Below are 17,495 nucleotides of genomic sequence, written 5' to 3'. Positions count from 1 at the left end.
ATCTCCCACTTTCCTATAGGTAATCTCCTCCATAATCTACACGTACACCGTGTTCAGGCGTTTCTGCGGCACAGGCGCGGCGGCGAGGCTTTGGGCGCCCGGCTCCGGCGTGGGCGCATGAGCGGCAACGAAAAACTGGGACGATCACACCTCAACAGGTTTCGACGGATGGAGACCCGACTGATGACAGCATCTCACACGACTCGTTTTACTCCGCCCGCTCAGGCGGGGGCCCGGCGGCGCGGCCTTGCGCTGACGGGTGTGGCTCTCGCTCTGGCGCTGACGGCGACGGGGGCGGCCCCTGCCCAGGCCGCTGGCACTGGAAACTGTGCCGGCGGACGGTGCGAGATCGGCGGGGGGAGCAGTGCGACCTGGGCTTACCTTCTGAAACAGGCCAAGTTCAGCCCCAAGGTTCTGTCCGGTCTGACCTTTGGAAACGACGCAACGTTGGTGTTCGACAAGGACACGGTGCTGGAAGCCAGCGCGGGCAAGGCGGATCAGAAGGTGTCCGTAGGGAGTGGACAGGCAGCCACGATCACCGTGTCCCAGGGGAAAAGCCTGACGATTTCCGGTAACGCGGAAACGGTTTCGTTCGGTGGCGCGGTCTCCAACTCGGGGACGATGACTCTCGGTGAGGCTGACGGTGGAAGCCTGAATTTTGCGCTGAACACGTTCACCGATAACTCTGCCGGGTCTGCCTATGGCGGCGCGGTTTACAATACCGGTACACTGAATCTGAAGGCCATCTCGACGTTCGACAACAATACCGTTACGGCTGCGGGCGACACCGCCCGTGGTGGCGCCATCGCCAACGTTGGGTCGGGCAGCGCGACCGTTGTCGCGGACAAGCTTCTCACCTTCTCCGGAAACGTGGCGAGCGGGACGTCCGCCGGGGGCGGTGCCATTTACAACTCGGGCACGGTCACGCTGAAGGAGGGCGGCACGTTCACCGAGAACAAGGCCGAGGCCGCCGCAGGAGTGTCCAACGCCACGGGCGTTGGCGGTGCGATTGCAAACGATGGAGGGGTGGTTGACGTCCAGGACGACAGTACCTTCCTGAAGAACACGGCAACCACCTCCGGCGGAGCGATTTACACGTCGGGCGCTGGGGCAGCGGTATCCTTCTCGGCTCCGGTGATGTTTACCGAGAACTCGGCCGGTTCCGGCGGCGCCATCTATAACGAGGGTGGCACCGTCACGTTCTCCGGCAGTGTCGGGTTCCTCTCGAATGCCGCGACGGACGGTTCTGGTGGCGTCCTCTATAACGGTGGGGGAATTGTCACGTTTTCGCACGGCGGCGGGTTTACCTCAAACACTGCGACGGCCGATGGCGGCGCGATCTACACCAAGGGTGGCACGGTCACGATTTCGGGCAATGCCTATTTCGGCGAGAACACGGCAGCGGGTAACGGCGGTGCGATCTACAACCTTGATGGTACTGTGGAGCTGTCAACTGAAGAGGGGCAGAAGATCAACTTCTCGGGCAACAAGGCCGGGTCCGCAGGCAGCCAGTCGTCCAATGGGATCTATCTGGAGGCTGTTAACGCACCCGCCGCTCTGAAGGTTGGAGGCGCAGGCACGGTCTCCATGCTGGACCCCATGGCGGGAACAGCTGGTGAAAACCAGGAGATCACAATTACCAAGTCCGGGGCCGGACTCTGGCAGCTCAAGGGTGAAAGCACGTTCAAGAGCGGTGGAGCCGATGGGGCTGCCGGCAAGACCACGTTTGCTGTCACCGAGGGAACGCTGGCTTTTAACGGCGCTGATACGAAACTGACCCTGGACGGAGCGGGATCCTCCTTTACGCTGAACAGCGGGGCAACGCTGGCGGTTCATGAAAGTGGAGCAGCGATCACCGTCGGTGATGGCTCGACCACGGGCACCATCACCCTTAAAGGCGGCGCCACTCTGGCCTTCGACCTCACCAAGCACGATGCGGCGCTTACGACGCCCATGCTGACATTTGCCGCGAATGACACCGTTATCGAAGCAAGCAAAAAGATCACCATCAACCTGACCGATTTCAAAAAAGTTGCGACCGGATCGCAGACGTACACGCTTGTGAAGGGGCTGACGCTCGATAGCGGGAACGCAAATGACCTTCAGTACCGGGGTGAGACGATCAAGGCCAACACCCGAATGGGCGCCCTTCTGACGTTTGCGGGCACTGACCGAACCCAGGTGACGGTCTCTGCCCTCGAAAACGAGCGCTTGTTGGCAAATGATTACTACAATGTTAGGAACTGGGGAGTCTCCGGTGACATCTGGAGCCTTGGAGGGGATGGTGCGGAAACATTTCTTCCGGGTGACGCGGTCGAGGTTGAGATGACAGCGAACAAGTCGATCAATGTGACCGAGGGTGGCGTCGAGGTCGCGGCCATGACCGTCTCGGGCACTGGAGAGGTGACGTTTACCGGGGGTCTGATCCAGTCGACCGACCGCACGTCACTGGACCCGAGCGTTGCGACCGGGAAGCTGACGGTCAAAGACGGTGCAAGCGCCGTGTTTGAAGGCGATCTTCAGTTTGCTAACGGCTATGATGTCCAGGGCATGATGACCTTCAAGGGCGAGAGCCTGAAGGGTAATGTTGCCAACGAAGGGTCGTTCACCTTTGCCAGCGCCGGTGACGTCGCGTACTCGGGCGTTCTGTCCGGTGGGGGTACCTTTGAGAAAACCGGGGACGGTGCGCTGTACCTTTCCGGTGATCACGCCGCGACGGGTCAGTTCACGCTGACCAAGGGAACACTTGGTGGCAAATTCTCCTACGCCGGCACGCTGGCACTGGCGGAGGGTGCAATCCTCGCCCCCGGTGATGCGACGTCCGTCGGCACCATGACCGTGAACGCGCTGGACACCACGGCCGGCAAGTTCACTCTTCAGGTTCGCGTTGCCCCGGACGCGGCGCCCACTGTCGTGGGGCAGGGGTTTGGAAACGGTGCTCCCTCTACGAACGACAGCCTCAATGTGCTGACGGGTGATGTGACCATCCCGGCGGGCTCCACTCTTGCAGTGGGGACACTGGTTGGCTCCAGCAACTGGTCCACGACGAAGACTTACGTGGTCCTCACCGCCGCCGGGACCGGAGCGAAGGTCGTGAAGACGTTTGATATCGTCGAGCGTAATGCCGATCTGCCGTTCCTGTCCGTGACCCAGGTTCAGCTGGATGCCGGGGGCGCTGTGACGACCAACGCCGATGACGTGAAATCCATCGGGCTTTTGGCCACGTTCAATGCCCCGACACCTGATCCTGTGCCTCCCACTCCGGGGCCGAGCCCGGATCCCGCTCCGAAGCCCACCCCGTCCCCGTGGGACGACGCCTCCCCCAACCAGCGCGCCGTCGGGCAGGCTGTCGCCAGCATGAGCCCCGGACCGGTCCAGGATGCCGTGATCAACGCCTCCCGCTCCGAGGGTCTGCAGATCCTGAGCATGCTGTCGGGTGATGCCTACGCCAACGTGGCGGGGGCCCTGCGGCAGGGGGCTCCGCAGCTTTCGCGGACGGTCCTGAACACCCTGTCCCATCTGGCTCCCAGCCGTGACGGGATCGTCGGCGGTGGCCGGGTCCAGGTGGCCTCCACCGAGCAGGTGAGCCTGACCCCGTCCGACGGCCAGCTCCGGAACCACAACGTCTGGGCCCAGGTCTCGGGCAGCCACGACTCCTGGGACAGCGACGGAAACGCCGCCAAGTCCACCTCGAGCGGCATCGGCGTGACGGCGGGAGCCTCCTTCGGCTTCGAGGACGGATGGTTCACCGGTGCCGTGTTCCGCTACGCCCACCGGGACTTCAAGGTGTCGGATCGCGCCGCCAAGGCCGATATCGACAGCTTCTCCGGCGGTGTCTACGGCGGCAAGGTCTGGGATGCGGGGGTCGGAACCCTGCGGACCACCCTGGCCGGTCTCTACACGCGTCACGAGGTCGACAGCAAGCGCTCGGTCATCGGCGAGCGTCTGAGCGCGGACTACGGTGCGGACGTCTTCCAGGTGTTCGGTGAGGCCGCCTGGCGCGTCCAGGCCAACGACTGGCTGATGGTCGAGCCCTTCGTGGGAGCCGCCTGGAACATGGCGCACAGCGAGGACTTCTCGGAAACCGGCGGAGCCGCCGCGCTGCGCAGCCACTCCTGGACCACCCACACCGGCACCTCCACGCTGGGTGTGCGCATGGACGCCCGCGTCCACGAGTGCGCGGTCCTGAAGCTCGACCTGGGGTGGGAACACACCTGGGGCGACATCAACCCCGCCAGCCGCCTCGCGTTCGTGTCGGGATCCACGGACTTCTCCGTTCGGGGCACGCCCGCGGATCGGGACGTCGCCGTGGTCGGTGTCGGCGGTGAGGTGGCGATCGATGACGCCTGGGCCCTGAACCTCATGTACGACGGAGCCTACGGTTCGGACACCACCTCGCACGGCGGCCGCGCGCGCCTGACCTACCGCTGGTAGAACCCGGCCGGTAACCGACAGAGGGCCTGTTTCCCGGACAGGCTCGAACTCCCCCCGTCTTTCGGAAGGAAGGCGGGGGGAACGTGTTTGTGCACTCGGCAGGGGCGTAATGTCTCTTTGATGGTGTTATTTGCTCGTTTTGCTATTTTGAGAGGTGATGAAGCGAGCTGACTTTGGTATCGCGGCGGGAGACAGGCTGATGAACAGCAGGATGAGCGATGCTCTTTCACACTACTCGGGGCGCCCGTCGCAGGGTGATCACGTGCACGAGGTCCTTCGGGTTGCCGGATTTGTGCCGGGTAAGGATCCTGAGGCGGTTTCAAGGGCCGTAATTAGGGAAGTGCTGAAATGGGCGCAGAAACGCTCTGGCGGCGGCCGATTTCCACAAGAGGCGTGGGACGGTCACTCCTTTGACTATCAATCTCCGGGCAGGAACGCCAGGTGCGAGCACTTTCAGTCGGGTGACTTGGACCTCTGGGCGATCCGTTCTGAGGATCCCGACAAGAAGGTCGCCGGGAGGAACTGGACCACCGAGGTCGTCGTTGGGTATGGTTGGGGCGACCCTGTACGGTTCAGTGCGCGATTGCTGGTGGGTACGTCGGAGCGTGATCTGGAGATCGAGCCTCATACCCCGGGGCTTGTCCGGCAAATTGTCGATGAGTGCGGATTGGTGTGTGACAGGCCACTGGCGGTCGCTCCGACCGTCTGCAAGTCGGCTGAGGACACGGAATCCCTTATCGAGTATCTGGTTGACCCGAATCGCAAGCTTCCGATTTTTGTCGTGACCCTTGGTGCGCCCGGGCACAGCGATCACCCGACCATTGTTACGGCCACACTTGGGCGTGCCGTTCTTGGCATTGGAGCTGTTTATGTTCTCCATCCAGAAGCCACGTGGCGCCTGACCCAGAGGTTTGGAAAGTACAAATCGGTGTTCGGAGGGGCCGCGCGTGTCTATCTGCCCGGCTTCTCTGATGACGCTGACCCACGCGCCCATCGGCTTTTTCTTGCCAATTCTCTTGAAACCACTGATGGGGGGCGTTCGGTCGCAGTGTGGATGCAGAAGATGGCCGCGCGCGTCAGCCTCCTGCAAGCCAGTCTTGGTCATGACGTATTGTCTTTCGACGATGTCCGAGACATCGCGCTGCAGGAGAAGCAGAAAAAGCTCAAGAGTGGGGATGCGAGTGCGGACGAACAACTTGAGGTTTGCAAAGAAATCAACGCGTTGCTTCGAGAAGAGGTCGAATCTCTGAAGTCAGAGAGGGATTACTATCTAGAAGAGTATGAGACGGAGAGGAGAGAGGTGGAGCGTCTGGAAGCCGGGGTGCGTGCTCGGGATTCTCGCATCCAGATTCTCGAAGACGCTCTCACGGTCAGAGGTGGGGATCCTGACAAGGACATTCCTCTACCCGAGAGCTGGAGTGATTTTCTCGGGTGGTGTGAGGAGAATTTGGAAGGGCGGTTGGTTCTGGCGTCCAGTGCCCGTCGAGGGCTGCGGAAGCCCGCATTTGCTGACGTCGAGACGGCAGCGCGCTGCCTGCTCTGGCTGGCACGGGATTGTAGGAATCAGCGCATTAGTGGGGGAGCGGGATCAATTAATAATATCCCGATCATGGATGGTATCGAGAATGCCAACTGTGGTAGTGACGCGTACGAATTCGAATGGGGAGGCCGCAAGTTGTCAGCCGACTGGCACATCAAGAAAGGTGGAAACACACGGGATCCTTCACGATGTCTTCGCATTTATTACTGCTTTGATCCCAAGACACAGTTGATTGTAGTGTCCGACATGCCGGCTCACCGAAGAACTGGCGCAACATAACGGTTGCGCGGGGCCGACTGTGAGGGGCGCCCGGTATTGTAAACGGGTTGGAAGCGGGGGAATGAGGCTGCATGCGCGGCGCGCACGGGCTTTTCGGCACAGGCGTAATGTGCCGTGCGGATCTGCTCGGTGTTGCTGGTGCGTCAGGTTGGGTGAGTCAGCGGGATCTGGCGGAGGGGGTGGGATTCGAACCCACGATACCCTTTTGAGGTATACACACTTTCCAGGCGTGCGCCTTCGACCACTCGGCCACCCCTCCACCGGTGGCCCACAGAGGGCCAGCCAGAAACGCCTGTGCCTGGATCTCAGGGTGCCCGTGGGCAGCCTGCCAAGGCTTCCGGAAACAACGCGCTGGGCGCCCGGAACCGGCGTGAGGCGGAAATTACAGCGTTCCTTTTCCCTTGGCAAGCGCTTTTGACAAAATCTCTGCCGCGGAGTGTTTTACACCCCGGAGGCGCCGATGATGCATTTTTTCCTTTGCAAAAAAAGATCAGCGTGATAAAGAAGCGCCCATCGACGGCGATGACGGTTTGTCACGGCAAACGGGCGCCTCGGGCTCCAGTGATGGGGGATAGTTTAATGGTAGAACAGCGGACTCTGACTCCGTTAGTCTAGGTTCGAATCCTGGTCCCCCAGCCATCGCAGACAAAAACGGTTACCGGAAACGGTGACCGTTTTTTTGTGGTCCGGTGGGGTAGTTCCGGGGGGCGGTGGTGGACCGTGGGCCCGGCGGCGCCTTCCCGAGGGGGCGGTGGCGCGTTCCCGGGGAGGGCGGTGCCCGAAGCTACCCCGCCGCTTTGGCCCGCCATGGCCGTTCGGTCGCCCCGGTGTCGTCAGGCCGGGCCCGGTCTTTACCCCGGTGCGGGGGCTCGTGCACGCCCGGGGGGCCGGGCTACTGCTTTTCAAGCGCGCCCCTTATGCTTTAAGGTGGACCACTTTCTTCAACAGGAGGGTCCGGTACTCCATGGCGCGCCTTCGTCTGCCCGCGCTTCTCTATCCCGACGCGTCCGAGCTGGTCGAGGACATGACGTCGCCCGACGTCCTTGTTCTGGGCGGCGGCATGGCGGGGCTGTGCGCGGCCATCGAGGCCCGGGAGGCCGGTGCACGGGTTCTTCTTGTGGAGGAGTCTCCGGCCTGGCGTCGGGGCGGCAACGCGCGCCACGCCCGCAACATGCGCGAGCCCCACGAGGAGCCGACCCCTTTCAGCCCCCGGACCTATCCGCGGGCCGAGCTGGTGGAGGATCTCTATCGCATTTCCGCGGGTCTCGGGGATCCGGACCTGATCGAGACCGTGGCCCGTCACGCCCACGGCCTTTCGGACTGGCTGATTGCCCGGGGTGTGGCGCTCCAGTTCCCGGAGGAGGGCGTTCTGCCCCACTCCCGCAAGACCGTGTTCTTCCTGGGCGGCGGCACGGCGATGATCCGCGCGCTTTACCGCGAGGCGGAGCGCCTGGGCGTGCGCATCCTGTTCGAGGCCGAGGCCAGGACCGTGGACCTGAACGGCCGCACCGAGGTTCTGCATGCCGGACGGGTTCTGAACATTCGCCCGGGGGCGACGGTGGTGTGCTCGGGTGGCTATCAGGCCAACCGGAAGTGGCTCCAGGAAAGCTGGGGGCGCGCCGCCCACCACCTTGTCCTGCGCGGCACGAAATACGCCATGGGCGGGCCCCTGAGGGATCTTCTGGACCAGGGTGTGGCGTCCTCGGGCGAGCCCGGTTTCGGACACCTGGTGGCGGTGGACGCCCGCTCCCCCAAGTGGGATGGCGGCATTGTGACCCGGGTCGAGGGGGTGCAGTACGGCATTGCCGTTACGGCCTCCGGGCGGCGCTTCTTCGACGAGGGCAAGGATGTGGCCTCCACCCGGTACGGGACCTGGGGGCGGATGGCGCTGGAGACCTCGGGTCAGCTGGCCTGGGCCATTATGGATGCCCGGGCGGCGGCCCACTTTCCGTCGCCGGTCTATCCGCCCATCGAGGCCCCGACCCTCGAGGAGCTGGCCCCGGTCATTCACATGGATCCGCAGGTGCTGGCCGGGGAGGTCCGGGAGTACAACAGCATCCTGGGCGCCGAGCCGGACGGGCGACGCCGCCGGCTGGAGCCGCCGCGCACGCGTCCCGCGCCCTACGTGGTCAAGCCCCCGTTCCGCGCGGTGCCGTTCCGCCCCGGGATCACCTTCACCTGCTACGGGCTCAAGGTGGATTCCCGTGCCCGGGTGATGCGCCTTGACGGCTACCCGTGCGAGACGGTCTTTGCTGCCGGTATGATCATGGCTCCGGGCGTCCTGGGGCGGGGCTACGTCTCGGGGGCGGCCCTGATGGTGGCCGCAGTGTTCGGGCGGATCGCCGGGCGCAACGCGGCGCGCCTGCGCGGCCACGGGCTGCTTTTGCCCGGCACCCGGTCCTGAGCATGTGGTCCCCTGTGTGCGGCCCCCCGAGTGTGGTCCCCGGTGGGTGGCTCTGGGGGGCCCAGTCCTGAATGTCCGGTCCTGAATGCACGGTCCGGTTCCCCGGCGGGGTCCGGGGGGCTGGCGGTTTCTGAAACGCGGGAGACACCCCTTCTATGACACATACGGCTGGCAAGGCGACGGTCCCCGCGGGGGAGGCCTCTCCCGTTCTGGATCCTCTGATGGCCGAGGCCCGGCGGGTTCTGACCCTGTGCAACGTCTGCGGCTACTGCACCGGCTATTGCGAGATGTTCCGCTCCCAGCGGCGCAAGCGCGCCCTGTCCGACGCGGATCTCTACTATCTGGCGGTCCTGTGCCACAACTGCCGGTCCTGCTATTACGCCTGCCAGTACGCGCCGCCCCACGCCTACGCGATCAACGTTCCGGCCCTGATGGCCCGGGTTCGCCAGCGGGCCTACCGGGAGTACGGCTGGCCCTCGCTGGGGGCCGGGGTCTCGGACCAGGTGGTCCCCGTGTTTGCCACGGTCCTGTCCGTGCTTCTGATTGTGGCGGTGCCCCTGTTCCTGATGGCCTCGGTGCCGTCGGATGTGCTGTTCAGCGGCCACTCGGGCCCGGGATCCTTCTACCGGATCATGCCCTGGGGCTGGATGACGGCCCTGGGCGCCGTGACCTTCGGCTTCGGCCTGCTGAGCCTGGTGCTCAGCTCGGTGCGCTTCTGGCGGCTGATCGCGCCGGGGGTCAGCCTGCTGAGCGCTGCCGCCGTCCTGCCCACGGTCCTGAGGGAGGCGCTCCTTCTGCACAACCTCACGGGCGGAGGGTACGGCTGCACGGATCACGACGACACGCCCTCGGACATCCGCCGCAGGCTTCACCAGATGCTGGTTCTGGGGGTGGGGCTGTGCTTTGCTGCCTCCGGCGCCGGGGCGGCGGCCCACCATTTCCTGGGCTGGCAGGCCCCCTATTCCTGGTTCAGCCTTCCGGTTCTTCTGGGGACCAGCGGGGGCATCCTGATCCTCGGGGCCTGTGCGGGGCTTGCAGGCCGCAAGATGGGCCTTGATCCGGGCCCCACGGCCCCCGAGACCCTGAAGGAGGACACCACCTTCCTGGGGCTTCTGGCGGCGGTGTCCCTGAGCGGTCTGGCCCTGCTGGCGCTTCGGGAGACCGGCATCATGGGGATCCTTCTGGGCCTTCACATGGGCTCGGTCATGGGGCTGTTTCTCACGTTCTCGCTGGGCAAGCTCCGTCACGTTCCGTTTCGCCTGGCCGCCCTGAGCCGGGCCGCCCTGGAGAGAAAGCATGGCTGAGACCCCTGTTCCGTCCGGCGCTGTCCTGGTTCTTGGCGGCACCACCGAGGGCTACGCCCTGGCGGCGGCCCTGCACCGCGCCGGAGTTCCGGTGGTGTCCTCGTTCGCCGGACGCACCCAGTCCCCCCGGGAGCCCGAGGGCGCCTTGCGTGTGGGGGGCTTCGGGGGCGTGGCCGGGCTTGCGCGCTATCTCGGGGACACCGGCACCGCCCTGATCGTGGATGCGACCCACCCGTTTGCCTCCCGTATGGGCTGGAACGCGGACGGGGCGGCTCGGGAAACCGGCGTGCCCCTGCTGCGGCTGGAGCGGCCCGAGTGGGTTCCGGCGGAGGGGGACCGCTGGGATGCGGTTCCGGACTGGGAGACAGCGGCCGACCTGCTGGAGCGCGACGCCCGGTGCGTGTTCCTGGCTCTGGGGCGCCAGGAGCTGGATCCGTTTGCGCGTCTGGATGGGGTGCGCTTTGTAATCCGCTCGGTGGACCGGCCCGATCCCATGCCCCCCTTCCGGGAGGCCGAGATCCTCCTGGCCCGGGGCCCCTTTGATCTGGCGGGCGAGACGGCCCTTCTCCAGGATCACGGCATCGACACCATCGTGTGCAAGAACAGCGGAGGCGAGGCAACCCGGGCCAAGCTTCTGGCCGCCCGGGACCTGGGGGTTCGGGTGGTTATGCGCCAGCGCCCGCAGCGCCCGCAGACGCCCCGGGTCGGCACCGTGGCCGAGGCCCTGGACTGGATCCGGCAGAACGGCCCCTTCGGCCTCTGAGGTGCGGCGGGCGGCTTTGCCCTGGGGACTGGTCAAGTCAGGCCGGGCCGGGCAGGGCGAGCCGGCTCCACGGACGCCACGCGGTGCCGGGCCCCGCCCGGACCACGTCACGCCGGGTGACGCCAGATGCCCCGCCGGTTCCGGTCCCATGCAAAAAGGCCCCGCAGAAACGGGGCCCTTGTTTTTGGTGTGCGGTGCGCCGTGTCACCCGGCCGGGTGCCGGGCTCAGGAGACGTCCGAGCCCTGGTCGTGCAGGAAGACGCTGGGACGGCGGGTGCGCAGGGCCAGGTCCGGGTTCTGGTACGGATAGTCGCCGGAGAAGCACGCATCACAGAACTGCGGGTTTTTCGCGTCCCGGTGCTCGATGTTCAGGGCCCGGTAGAGCCCCTCAAGGGAGATGAAGGACAGGGAGTCCACGCCCAGGATCCGGGTCATGTCCTCCACCGAGTGGTTGGCCGCCAGGAGCTTCTCGCGCTCGGGGGTGTCGATGCCGAAGTAGCAGGGATGGATGGTGGGCGGGCTCGCGATCCGCATGTGGACCTCGGAGGCCCCCGCCTGCCGGACCATGTCCACGATCTGCATCGAGGTGGTGCCGCGCACAATGGAGTCGTCGATCAGGACCACCCGCCGGCCTTCCAGCACCGGACGGTTGGCGTTGTGCTTGCGCTTCACACCCAGGTTCCGGGTCTTGTCCGTGGGCTGGATGAAGGTGCGCCCCACATAGTGGTTCCGGATGATCCCGAACTCGAAGGGAATCCCCGCCTCGGCCGCGTAGCCGATGGCGCTGGGGACGCCCGAGTCCGGCACCGGGACCACAATATCGGCGTCCACGCCGTTCTCCCGGGCCAGCTCGCGACCGATGGCCTTGCGGGCGTCATAGACCGAGCGGTTTTCCACGATGCTGTCGGGGCGGGCGAAGTAGATGTACTCGAACACGCAAAAGCGCGGGCGGGTCACGGCAAAGGGCCGGTGCGAGGTCAGGCCGTCCTTTGTGATGACCACCAGCTCGCCGGGCTCCACGTCGCGGACGAACTCGGCGCCCATGATGTCGAGGGCACAGGTCTCGGAGGCCAGGATCCACGAGCCGTCCAGCTTGCCCAGGACCAGGGGCCGCATGCCCTTCGGGTCGCGCACGCCAATCAGGGCGTCCTTGACCAGGGCCACGATGGAGTAGGCGCCCTGCACCTGACGCAGGGCGTCGATGATCCGGTCCTCCACCTTCGAGCAGATGGAGACCGCGATCAGGTGAATGATCACCTCGGTGTCCGAGGTGGACTGGAACAGGCAGCCCCGGTTCACCAGCGTCTCGCGCAGGACCATGGCGTTGGTCAGGTTGCCGTTGTGGGCGATGGCGAGGCCGCCGAACGCGAAGTCGGCGTACAGGGGCTGGACGTTGCGCATGACGGTGCCGCCGCTGGTGGCGTAGCGCACGTGGCCGATGGCCGCCGAGCCCTGGAGCGTGGGCATCCGCTTGGCGCGGAAGATCTCGCTGACGTGGCCCCCGCCCTTCAGGACGTGGAACTGGTCACCGTCGGTGGAGACCATGCCCGCCGCCTCCTGCCCGCGATGCTGGAGGGCGTGGAGCCCCAGGGTCGCGTGGATGGCGGCGTCGGTGTCTCCGAACACGCCGAAGACACCGCACTCCTCGTGGAGGGTGTCACCGTCCGCGTCGTCGTCGGTGGGGAACGGGCACGTCGTCATGGTCAAGGGCATTGGCTGCGTCCTGCTGCCCGGGCGAAGCCGGGTGTGTAAGGCCCCCTGGTCGGGGCGGGCATTCCGTACGCCTAAAAAGGGGAATTTTCGGAAAAAATCAAGGCGTACCTTCGATCAGTCTGTCCAGCTCCCGGCGGACGTCGCCGCCGTAGCCGCCGTTTTCCACGGCCGGTGCGCCGGGAGACACGGGGCGCGGGTCCACAAGACGCTCAAACTGGCGGCGTGCCTCCAGGGCTTTTTCCCCGGGAGTCAGGGACCGGTAGCCCCCCGCCAGCACATCCCGGTACCTTTCCGGCAGAAACTGGAGGGTGAATCCCGCGCTTTCGTCCAGGAGCGGCCGCGACACCGCCGAGTGGAGCCACTCGGGCTGCTGGGTCGGGGGCACAATCCAGTTCAGGCCCAAAATCAGGGCGATCATGATAATCCAGCCCCGGAACAGGCCAAAAAGGAATCCCAGGGACCGGTCCAGGGGGCTCAGAACCGTGTTTTTGACGACTCGGGCAACGATCGTCGAGACCAGGTACAGCGCCACAAGGATGATCAGGAAGGTCATCACACCGGCGGACCAGTTGGCCATCAGGGGCACGGTGGGGAAGAAGTCCATGAACAGCGGCGCCAGCCCCGAAAAGCCGTAGAGCGCCGAGATGAACGCCAGGATCCAGGCCAGAATCCCCAGAACCTCGCGGACGAAGCCGCGGGTCAGACCGTAGACGCCGGACAGGACCAGGACGATGAGAACAAGAAGGTCGAAGGGGTTTACGATCATGGAATTCATGGGGGCAGGCTCCCGGAAGCCGGATGGGAGGTAACAGGGGGCGGGCCGCAGGGGCACCGGGTCGGGCCGGGACACCGGCGCAGCGCCCGGGGCGCGGGCGTGGGGGTCACGAGGCCTGGGGCTCCGCCGGTCCGAACAGGAGGGCCACATCCTGGATATGGCCGACCTCTTTCAGGGCAAGCGGGTCGCGGGCGCGCGCGTCCGACGCTCCACCCTTTCTGGCACCCCGGGGCCTCGGAGGCAAGAGGGCCTGGGCAAACCCCAGCTTGGCCGCCTCCTTCAGCCTCAGATCCCGGTGGGAGACCGCCCGGATTTCCCCGGACAGGCCGATCTCGCCAAAGATGGCCATATCGGCGGGGGCGGACACCCCGAACCGGGCCGAGAGCAAGGCGGTGGCCACCGCAAGGTCCGCGGCCGGTTCCTGGATGCGCAGGCCCCCCGCAACGTTCAGGTAGACATCGTTGCCCGCGAACGAGATGCCGCAGCGGGCCTCCAGGACCGCAAGGATCATGGCCAGGCGCGACGAGTCCCAGCCCACCACCGCACGCCGGGGCGTTCCCGAGGCGCTGGTCGAGACCAGGGCCTGGATCTCCACCAGCATGGGGCGCGAGCCCTCGACCCCCGCGAACACGCAGGAGCCGGTGACGTTGCCCCGCCGCTCGGCCAGGAACAGGGCCGAGGGGTTGGGGACTTCCACCAGGCCCCGGTCGGACATCTCGAAGACGCCGATCTCGTCGGTGGCGCCGAAGCGGTTCTTGACCGCCCGCAGGATCCGGAAGGGGTGGCCGCGCTCGCCCTCGAAATAGAGCACGCAGTCCACCATGTGCTCCATGACCCGCGGACCCGCCAGCTGGCCGTCCTTGGTCACGTGCCCGATCAGGAACAGGACAAAGCCCCGCTTCTTGGCGGAGCGGATCAGCTCGTGGGCGCCGGTGCGCACCTGGGAGACGGTGCCGGGCGCGGAATCCAGTGTGTCCAGGTACATGGTCTGGATGGAATCGATGATAACGACATCCGGGGGCGCGCCCTCCTCGAGGGTCGCCAGGATGTCCCGCAGGCCGGTGGCGGAGGCCAGCCCAACCGGCGCGTGGGACAGCCCCAGGCGTCCGGCGCGCATGCGCACCTGCTCCACCGCCTCCTCGCCCGAGATGTAGAGGCACTTCTGCCCCCCGAGCGCCAGGGCCGCGCTGGCCTGAAGCATGATGGTGGATTTGCCGATGCCCGGATCACCCCCGACCAGAAGAACCGAGCCGGGTACCAGGCCGCCGCCGGTCACCCGGTCCAGCTCGGTCATGCCGGTGGGCAGGCGGGGCGGCGGGCGTCCCTCGCCCTCCAGCCCGACGAACCGGATGGCCCGGCCGCCCTTGCCGCCGGTCTGGCCCTTGGGCAGGGCCTCCTCGCCCTGTTCCTCGCGGATGGTGTTCCACTCGCCGCAGGCATCGCAGCGCCCGGCCCAGCGGGGCGCGAGGCTCCCGCAGCTCTGGCAGACATAACGCACGGAGGGCTTGGCCATGGATCGGTCCGGGTTCCGGTGAGAGAAAGACGGGCGTGGGCTCGGGCGCTCAGGCGCGAAGGGCCATCCGGATGGGGCCGTCGGCGCGACCGTGGACGAACTGGTCCACGTAGTCGTTGCCCGAGTTCCAGACGTCTTTCGCCGGACCCTCCCAGATCATGCGGCCCTGATAGAGCATGGCAATGCGGTCCGCAATCTTGGACGCGCTGCTCATGTCGTGGGTGATGGAGAGCGTGGTGGCTCCCAGGTCTTTCACGCACTTCACGATCAGGTCGTTGATCACGTCGGCCATGATGGGATCCAGGCCCGTGGTGGGCTCGTCGAAAAAGATGATCTCGGGGCGGGTGGCAATGGCCCGGGCCAGGCCCACGCGCTTTTGCATGCCTCCCGAGAGCTCGGACGGGAACAGGTCTCCCACGTCCGCGCCCAGCCCCACCTGGGCCAGGGTGTCCACGGCCCGGTCCCGGGCCTCCTTGCGCCGGATGCCCTGTCCCTCGATCAGGCCGAAGGCCACGTTCTCCCAGACCGGCAGGCTGTCGAACAGGGCCGCGCCCTGGAAGAGCATGCCAAAGCGCGAGAGCATCCGGGCCCGCTCCCGGCCCGAGAGGCCCACGGTCTCCCGGCCGTCCACCTTGATGGAGCCCCGGTCCGGATGGATCAGGCCCAGAATGCACTTGAGGGTCACCGACTTCCCGGACCCCGAGCCGCCGATAATCACCAGCGACTGGCCCTTCTCGACGCTGAGGGACAGGCCGTCGAGGACGGTCTTCCTGCCGAACGACTTGCTGACGTTCTCCAGAGTGATCTTGTCGGTCATGGTCGGCGTCCCTTTCCTCAGGCGAAGAACATCTCGGTGAGAACGTAGTTCAGCAGCAGGATCAGGATCGAGGCGGACACCACCGCGTTGGTGGTGGCCTTGCCCACGCCCTGTGCGCCGCCCCGGGAGTGAATGCCGTGGTAGCAGCCCATCAGCGCAATCACCAGGCCGAAGACTGCCGCCTTTGTCAGGCCGGAGACGACCCCGATAAACTCCAGGTGCCGCCAGGTGGCGCTGATGTAGCCGTGCTCGGAGAAGCCCAGCTTGGTGGTGCCCAGAACGTAGCCGCCGAAAATGCCGATGATGTCCGCCACAAGAACCAGCAGCGGAAGCATGGTCGCCCCGGCAATCAGCCGCGGGACCACAAGATATTTGTAGGGGTTCGTGGACAGGGTATAGAGCGCGTCCACCTGCTCGGTCACCTTCATGGTTCCGATCTCGGCGGCCATGGCGGCGCCGATGCGTCCGGCCACCATCAGGCCGGCCAGGACCGGCCCCAGCTCCCGGGTCATGCCCCAGGCCACGATCATGGCCACGGAGCTCTCCGCCGCCAGCTCGGAGAAGCCCGAACTGGTCTGGAGCGCCAGCACCATGCCCGTGAAGATCGCCGTCAGGCCCACAACGGGAAGGGAGTAGTATCCGATCTCGATCATCTGCCGTGCGGTCAGGCGCAGGTAGAACGGCGGCCGCAGACAGTGGGAGAGGGACACCAGGGCAAACAGGGTGAACTGTCCGACCTGGGTCAGGAAGGCCAGAAAGACCCGTCCGACGAGTGCGAGAAGGTTCATGCGGTTTCTTCCCTGCCGGGACCAATCGGGCCATAAACCCGCGGGCAGCGCGGTTTCAGGCCGGTGAGAATTTCATAGCTGATGAGCCCCGCCGCCTGGGCGAGATCCTCGATGCCGTAGTCGGGGCCGATCATGTCGACCATGGTTCCCGGAGGGGTCAGGTGTTCGGGAACATGTGAGACGTCGAGCGTGACCAGATCCATGGAAACACGTCCTGTGACCGGGAGACGGTAGTCGCCCAGGCAGGCAACGGCCCGGTTCGAGGCCGAGCGCGGATAGCCGTCGGCGTACCCGATACCGACGGTTGCCAGACGGGCCCCCTTCTCGACCCTGGCGGTCGCACCATAACCAACGGTTTTCGGGGTGTCAATGTGGCGGATTTGAAGGATTTTAGCCTGGAGGCGGACCACCGGGCTCAGGGGGGCGGCATGCCCCGGCGCCGGGTTCCCCCCGTAAAGGACGATCCCCGGGCGCACAAGGTTTCCGTGGTAGGGGCCTCCCAGGACGATCCCGCCCGAGGCCCCCACGGACGTGCGCAGGGCGTGCCCGCCGGGAATCCGGTCCAGGGCCGCGCGGAACCGGGCCACCTGGTCCGGGTTCACCGGATGCTCCGGCTCGTCCGCACAGGCCAGATGGGTCATGAGAACCGGAGGATTGTCCGGGTAGGGAAGGGCCGGGGGCAGGTCGTCCGGGTCCAGCCCCAGGCGGGTCATGCCCGTGTCAATGTGCCAGAAGCAGGGCCAGGTGGCCGCAAAGGGCACCGCGTGCCAGAACGCCATCTGGGTGGCCGAGTTCAGAACCGGCGTGAGCCCCGCATCCCGGTAGAAGCCCTCCTCGCCCGGATGGGGACCGCACAGCACCGCAAGGGCGGCGTCCCGCGGCAGGACCGGGCGGAGGTCCAGGGCCTCGGACAGGTTGGCGACAAAGAAGGTGCGGCAGCCGGCCCGGTACAGGGCGGGAGCCACCGTCCGGGCGCCGCAGCCATAGGCATCCGCCTTGACCACCGCCGCCGCCTCGGTTCCCGCCGCGCCACCCGGGGCGCCGGAGCAGCCGGGGGCCGCGCCGAGCGCGTCGCGGATCCGGCACCAGTTTCCCACAAGGGCGTCCAGATCAATGGTGAGGGCTGTTGTGGCCCCGACAGTCTGCGCGCCGGACGTCTCCATGG

At 66.0% G+C, this 17,495-nt stretch carries 11 protein-coding genes and 2 tRNA genes; 6 read left to right on the top strand and 7 right to left on the bottom strand.

The window, feature by feature from the left end; translation table 11 throughout:
• Nucleotides 1-183 precede the first annotated feature (183 nt).
• Nucleotides 184-4,434, top strand: coding sequence for an autotransporter domain-containing protein (locus tag IHV25_RS01610; protein WP_192533214.1), 4,251 nt, complete (start codon nucleotides 184-186; stop codon nucleotides 4,432-4,434).
• Between the two features lie 211 nt (nucleotides 4,435-4,645).
• Nucleotides 4,646-6,253 carry a hypothetical protein gene (locus IHV25_RS01605; RefSeq protein ID WP_192533213.1) on the top strand — a complete coding sequence of 536 codons (1,608 nt, stop codon included), beginning with the start codon at nucleotides 4,646-4,648 and terminating at the stop codon, nucleotides 6,251-6,253.
• 168 nt (nucleotides 6,254-6,421) lie between these two features.
• On the opposite strand, the gene IHV25_RS01600 is transcribed toward IHV25_RS01605, so the two are convergent.
• Nucleotides 6,422-6,512: transfer RNA gene (locus tag IHV25_RS01600), tRNA-Ser, on the bottom strand.
• Between the two features lie 306 nt (nucleotides 6,513-6,818).
• On the opposite strand from IHV25_RS01600, the gene IHV25_RS01595 reads away from it, so the two are divergent.
• The 4 genes from IHV25_RS01595 (at nucleotide 6,819) to IHV25_RS01580 (ending at nucleotide 10,724) form a co-directional block, all read left to right on the top strand.
• Nucleotides 6,819-6,892: transfer RNA gene (locus IHV25_RS01595), tRNA-Gln, on the top strand.
• Between the two features lie 325 nt (nucleotides 6,893-7,217).
• Nucleotides 7,218-8,657 carry an FAD-dependent tricarballylate dehydrogenase TcuA gene (gene tcuA, locus IHV25_RS01590; protein ID WP_192533212.1) on the top strand — a complete coding sequence of 480 codons (1,440 nt, stop codon included), beginning with the start codon at nucleotides 7,218-7,220 and terminating at the stop codon, nucleotides 8,655-8,657.
• 155 nt (nucleotides 8,658-8,812) lie between these two features.
• Nucleotides 8,813-9,961 (top strand): tricarballylate utilization 4Fe-4S protein TcuB, encoded by a 1,149-nt coding sequence (tcuB, locus tag IHV25_RS01585; RefSeq protein WP_192533211.1) that lies wholly within the window; start codon nucleotides 8,813-8,815, stop codon nucleotides 9,959-9,961.
• Nucleotides 9,954-10,724 carry a cobalt-precorrin-6A reductase gene (locus IHV25_RS01580; RefSeq protein ID WP_192533210.1) on the top strand — a complete coding sequence of 257 codons (771 nt, stop codon included), beginning with the start codon at nucleotides 9,954-9,956 and terminating at the stop codon, nucleotides 10,722-10,724. Before tcuB ends, IHV25_RS01580 begins: the two co-directional genes overlap by 8 nt.
• A gap of 225 nt (nucleotides 10,725-10,949) precedes the next feature.
• Here IHV25_RS01580 and purF read toward each other — a convergent pair whose 3' ends face one another.
• From purF to alr, 6 genes are all read right to left on the bottom strand, one after another.
• Nucleotides 10,950-12,437 (bottom strand): amidophosphoribosyltransferase, encoded by a 1,488-nt coding sequence (gene purF, locus IHV25_RS01575; protein ID WP_242018729.1) that lies wholly within the window; start codon nucleotides 12,435-12,437, stop codon nucleotides 10,950-10,952.
• 97 nt (nucleotides 12,438-12,534) lie between these two features.
• A complete protein-coding gene (locus IHV25_RS01570; RefSeq protein WP_192533209.1) occupies nucleotides 12,535-13,212 on the bottom strand; it encodes a CvpA family protein in 678 nt (225 codons plus the stop codon).
• A 106-nt stretch (nucleotides 13,213-13,318) separates the two neighbouring features.
• The gene (radA, locus tag IHV25_RS01565; protein ID WP_192533208.1) at nucleotides 13,319-14,725 is read right to left on the bottom strand and encodes a DNA repair protein RadA; all 1,407 of its coding nucleotides are present in this window, start codon (nucleotides 14,723-14,725) and stop codon (nucleotides 13,319-13,321) included.
• Nucleotides 14,726-14,774: 49 nt separating this feature from the next.
• The gene (locus IHV25_RS01560; protein WP_192533207.1) at nucleotides 14,775-15,542 is read right to left on the bottom strand and encodes an ABC transporter ATP-binding protein; all 768 of its coding nucleotides are present in this window, start codon (nucleotides 15,540-15,542) and stop codon (nucleotides 14,775-14,777) included.
• A gap of 17 nt (nucleotides 15,543-15,559) precedes the next feature.
• Nucleotides 15,560-16,330, bottom strand: a complete 771-nt coding sequence (locus IHV25_RS01555) for an MlaE family ABC transporter permease (protein WP_192533206.1) — start codon at nucleotides 16,328-16,330, stop codon at nucleotides 15,560-15,562.
• Nucleotides 16,327-17,493, bottom strand: a complete 1,167-nt coding sequence (gene alr / locus IHV25_RS01550; RefSeq protein WP_192533205.1) for an alanine racemase — start codon at nucleotides 17,491-17,493, stop codon at nucleotides 16,327-16,329. Before alr ends, IHV25_RS01555 begins: the two co-directional genes overlap by 4 nt.
• Nucleotides 17,494-17,495: the final 2 nt, after the last annotated feature.

It is taken from the genome of Phaeovibrio sulfidiphilus, from assembly GCF_014861485.1.
GTDB classification, from domain to species: domain Bacteria; phylum Pseudomonadota; class Alphaproteobacteria; order Rhodospirillales; family Rhodospirillaceae; genus Phaeovibrio; species Phaeovibrio sulfidiphilus.
The sequence above is the reverse complement of the archived record's forward strand: the minus strand, read 5'-3'. Positions and strand labels throughout refer to the sequence as shown.

Bases quoted from the DNA above. Each gene is read 5' to 3' on its own strand.
- purF (WP_242018729.1), bottom strand. From the start codon at position 12,437: ATGCCCTTGACCATGACGACGTGCCCGTTCCCCACCGACGACGACGCG.
- alr (WP_192533205.1), bottom strand. From the start codon at position 17,493: ATGGAGACGTCCGGCGCGCAGACTGTCGGGGCCACAACAGCCCTCACC.
- radA (WP_192533208.1), bottom strand. From the start codon at position 14,725: ATGGCCAAGCCCTCCGTGCGTTATGTCTGCCAGAGCTGCGGGAGCCTC.
- IHV25_RS01580 (WP_192533210.1), top strand. From the start codon at position 9,954: ATGGCTGAGACCCCTGTTCCGTCCGGCGCTGTCCTGGTTCTTGGCGGC.
- IHV25_RS01610 (WP_192533214.1), top strand. From the start codon at position 184: ATGACAGCATCTCACACGACTCGTTTTACTCCGCCCGCTCAGGCGGGG.
- IHV25_RS01555 (WP_192533206.1), bottom strand. From the start codon at position 16,330: ATGAACCTTCTCGCACTCGTCGGACGGGTCTTTCTGGCCTTCCTGACC.
- IHV25_RS01560 (WP_192533207.1), bottom strand. From the start codon at position 15,542: ATGACCGACAAGATCACTCTGGAGAACGTCAGCAAGTCGTTCGGCAGG.
- tcuB (WP_192533211.1), top strand. From the start codon at position 8,813: ATGACACATACGGCTGGCAAGGCGACGGTCCCCGCGGGGGAGGCCTCT.
- IHV25_RS01605 (WP_192533213.1), top strand. From the start codon at position 4,646: ATGAGCGATGCTCTTTCACACTACTCGGGGCGCCCGTCGCAGGGTGAT.
- IHV25_RS01570 (WP_192533209.1), bottom strand. From the start codon at position 13,212: ATGAATTCCATGATCGTAAACCCCTTCGACCTTCTTGTTCTCATCGTC.
- tcuA (WP_192533212.1), top strand. From the start codon at position 7,218: ATGGCGCGCCTTCGTCTGCCCGCGCTTCTCTATCCCGACGCGTCCGAG.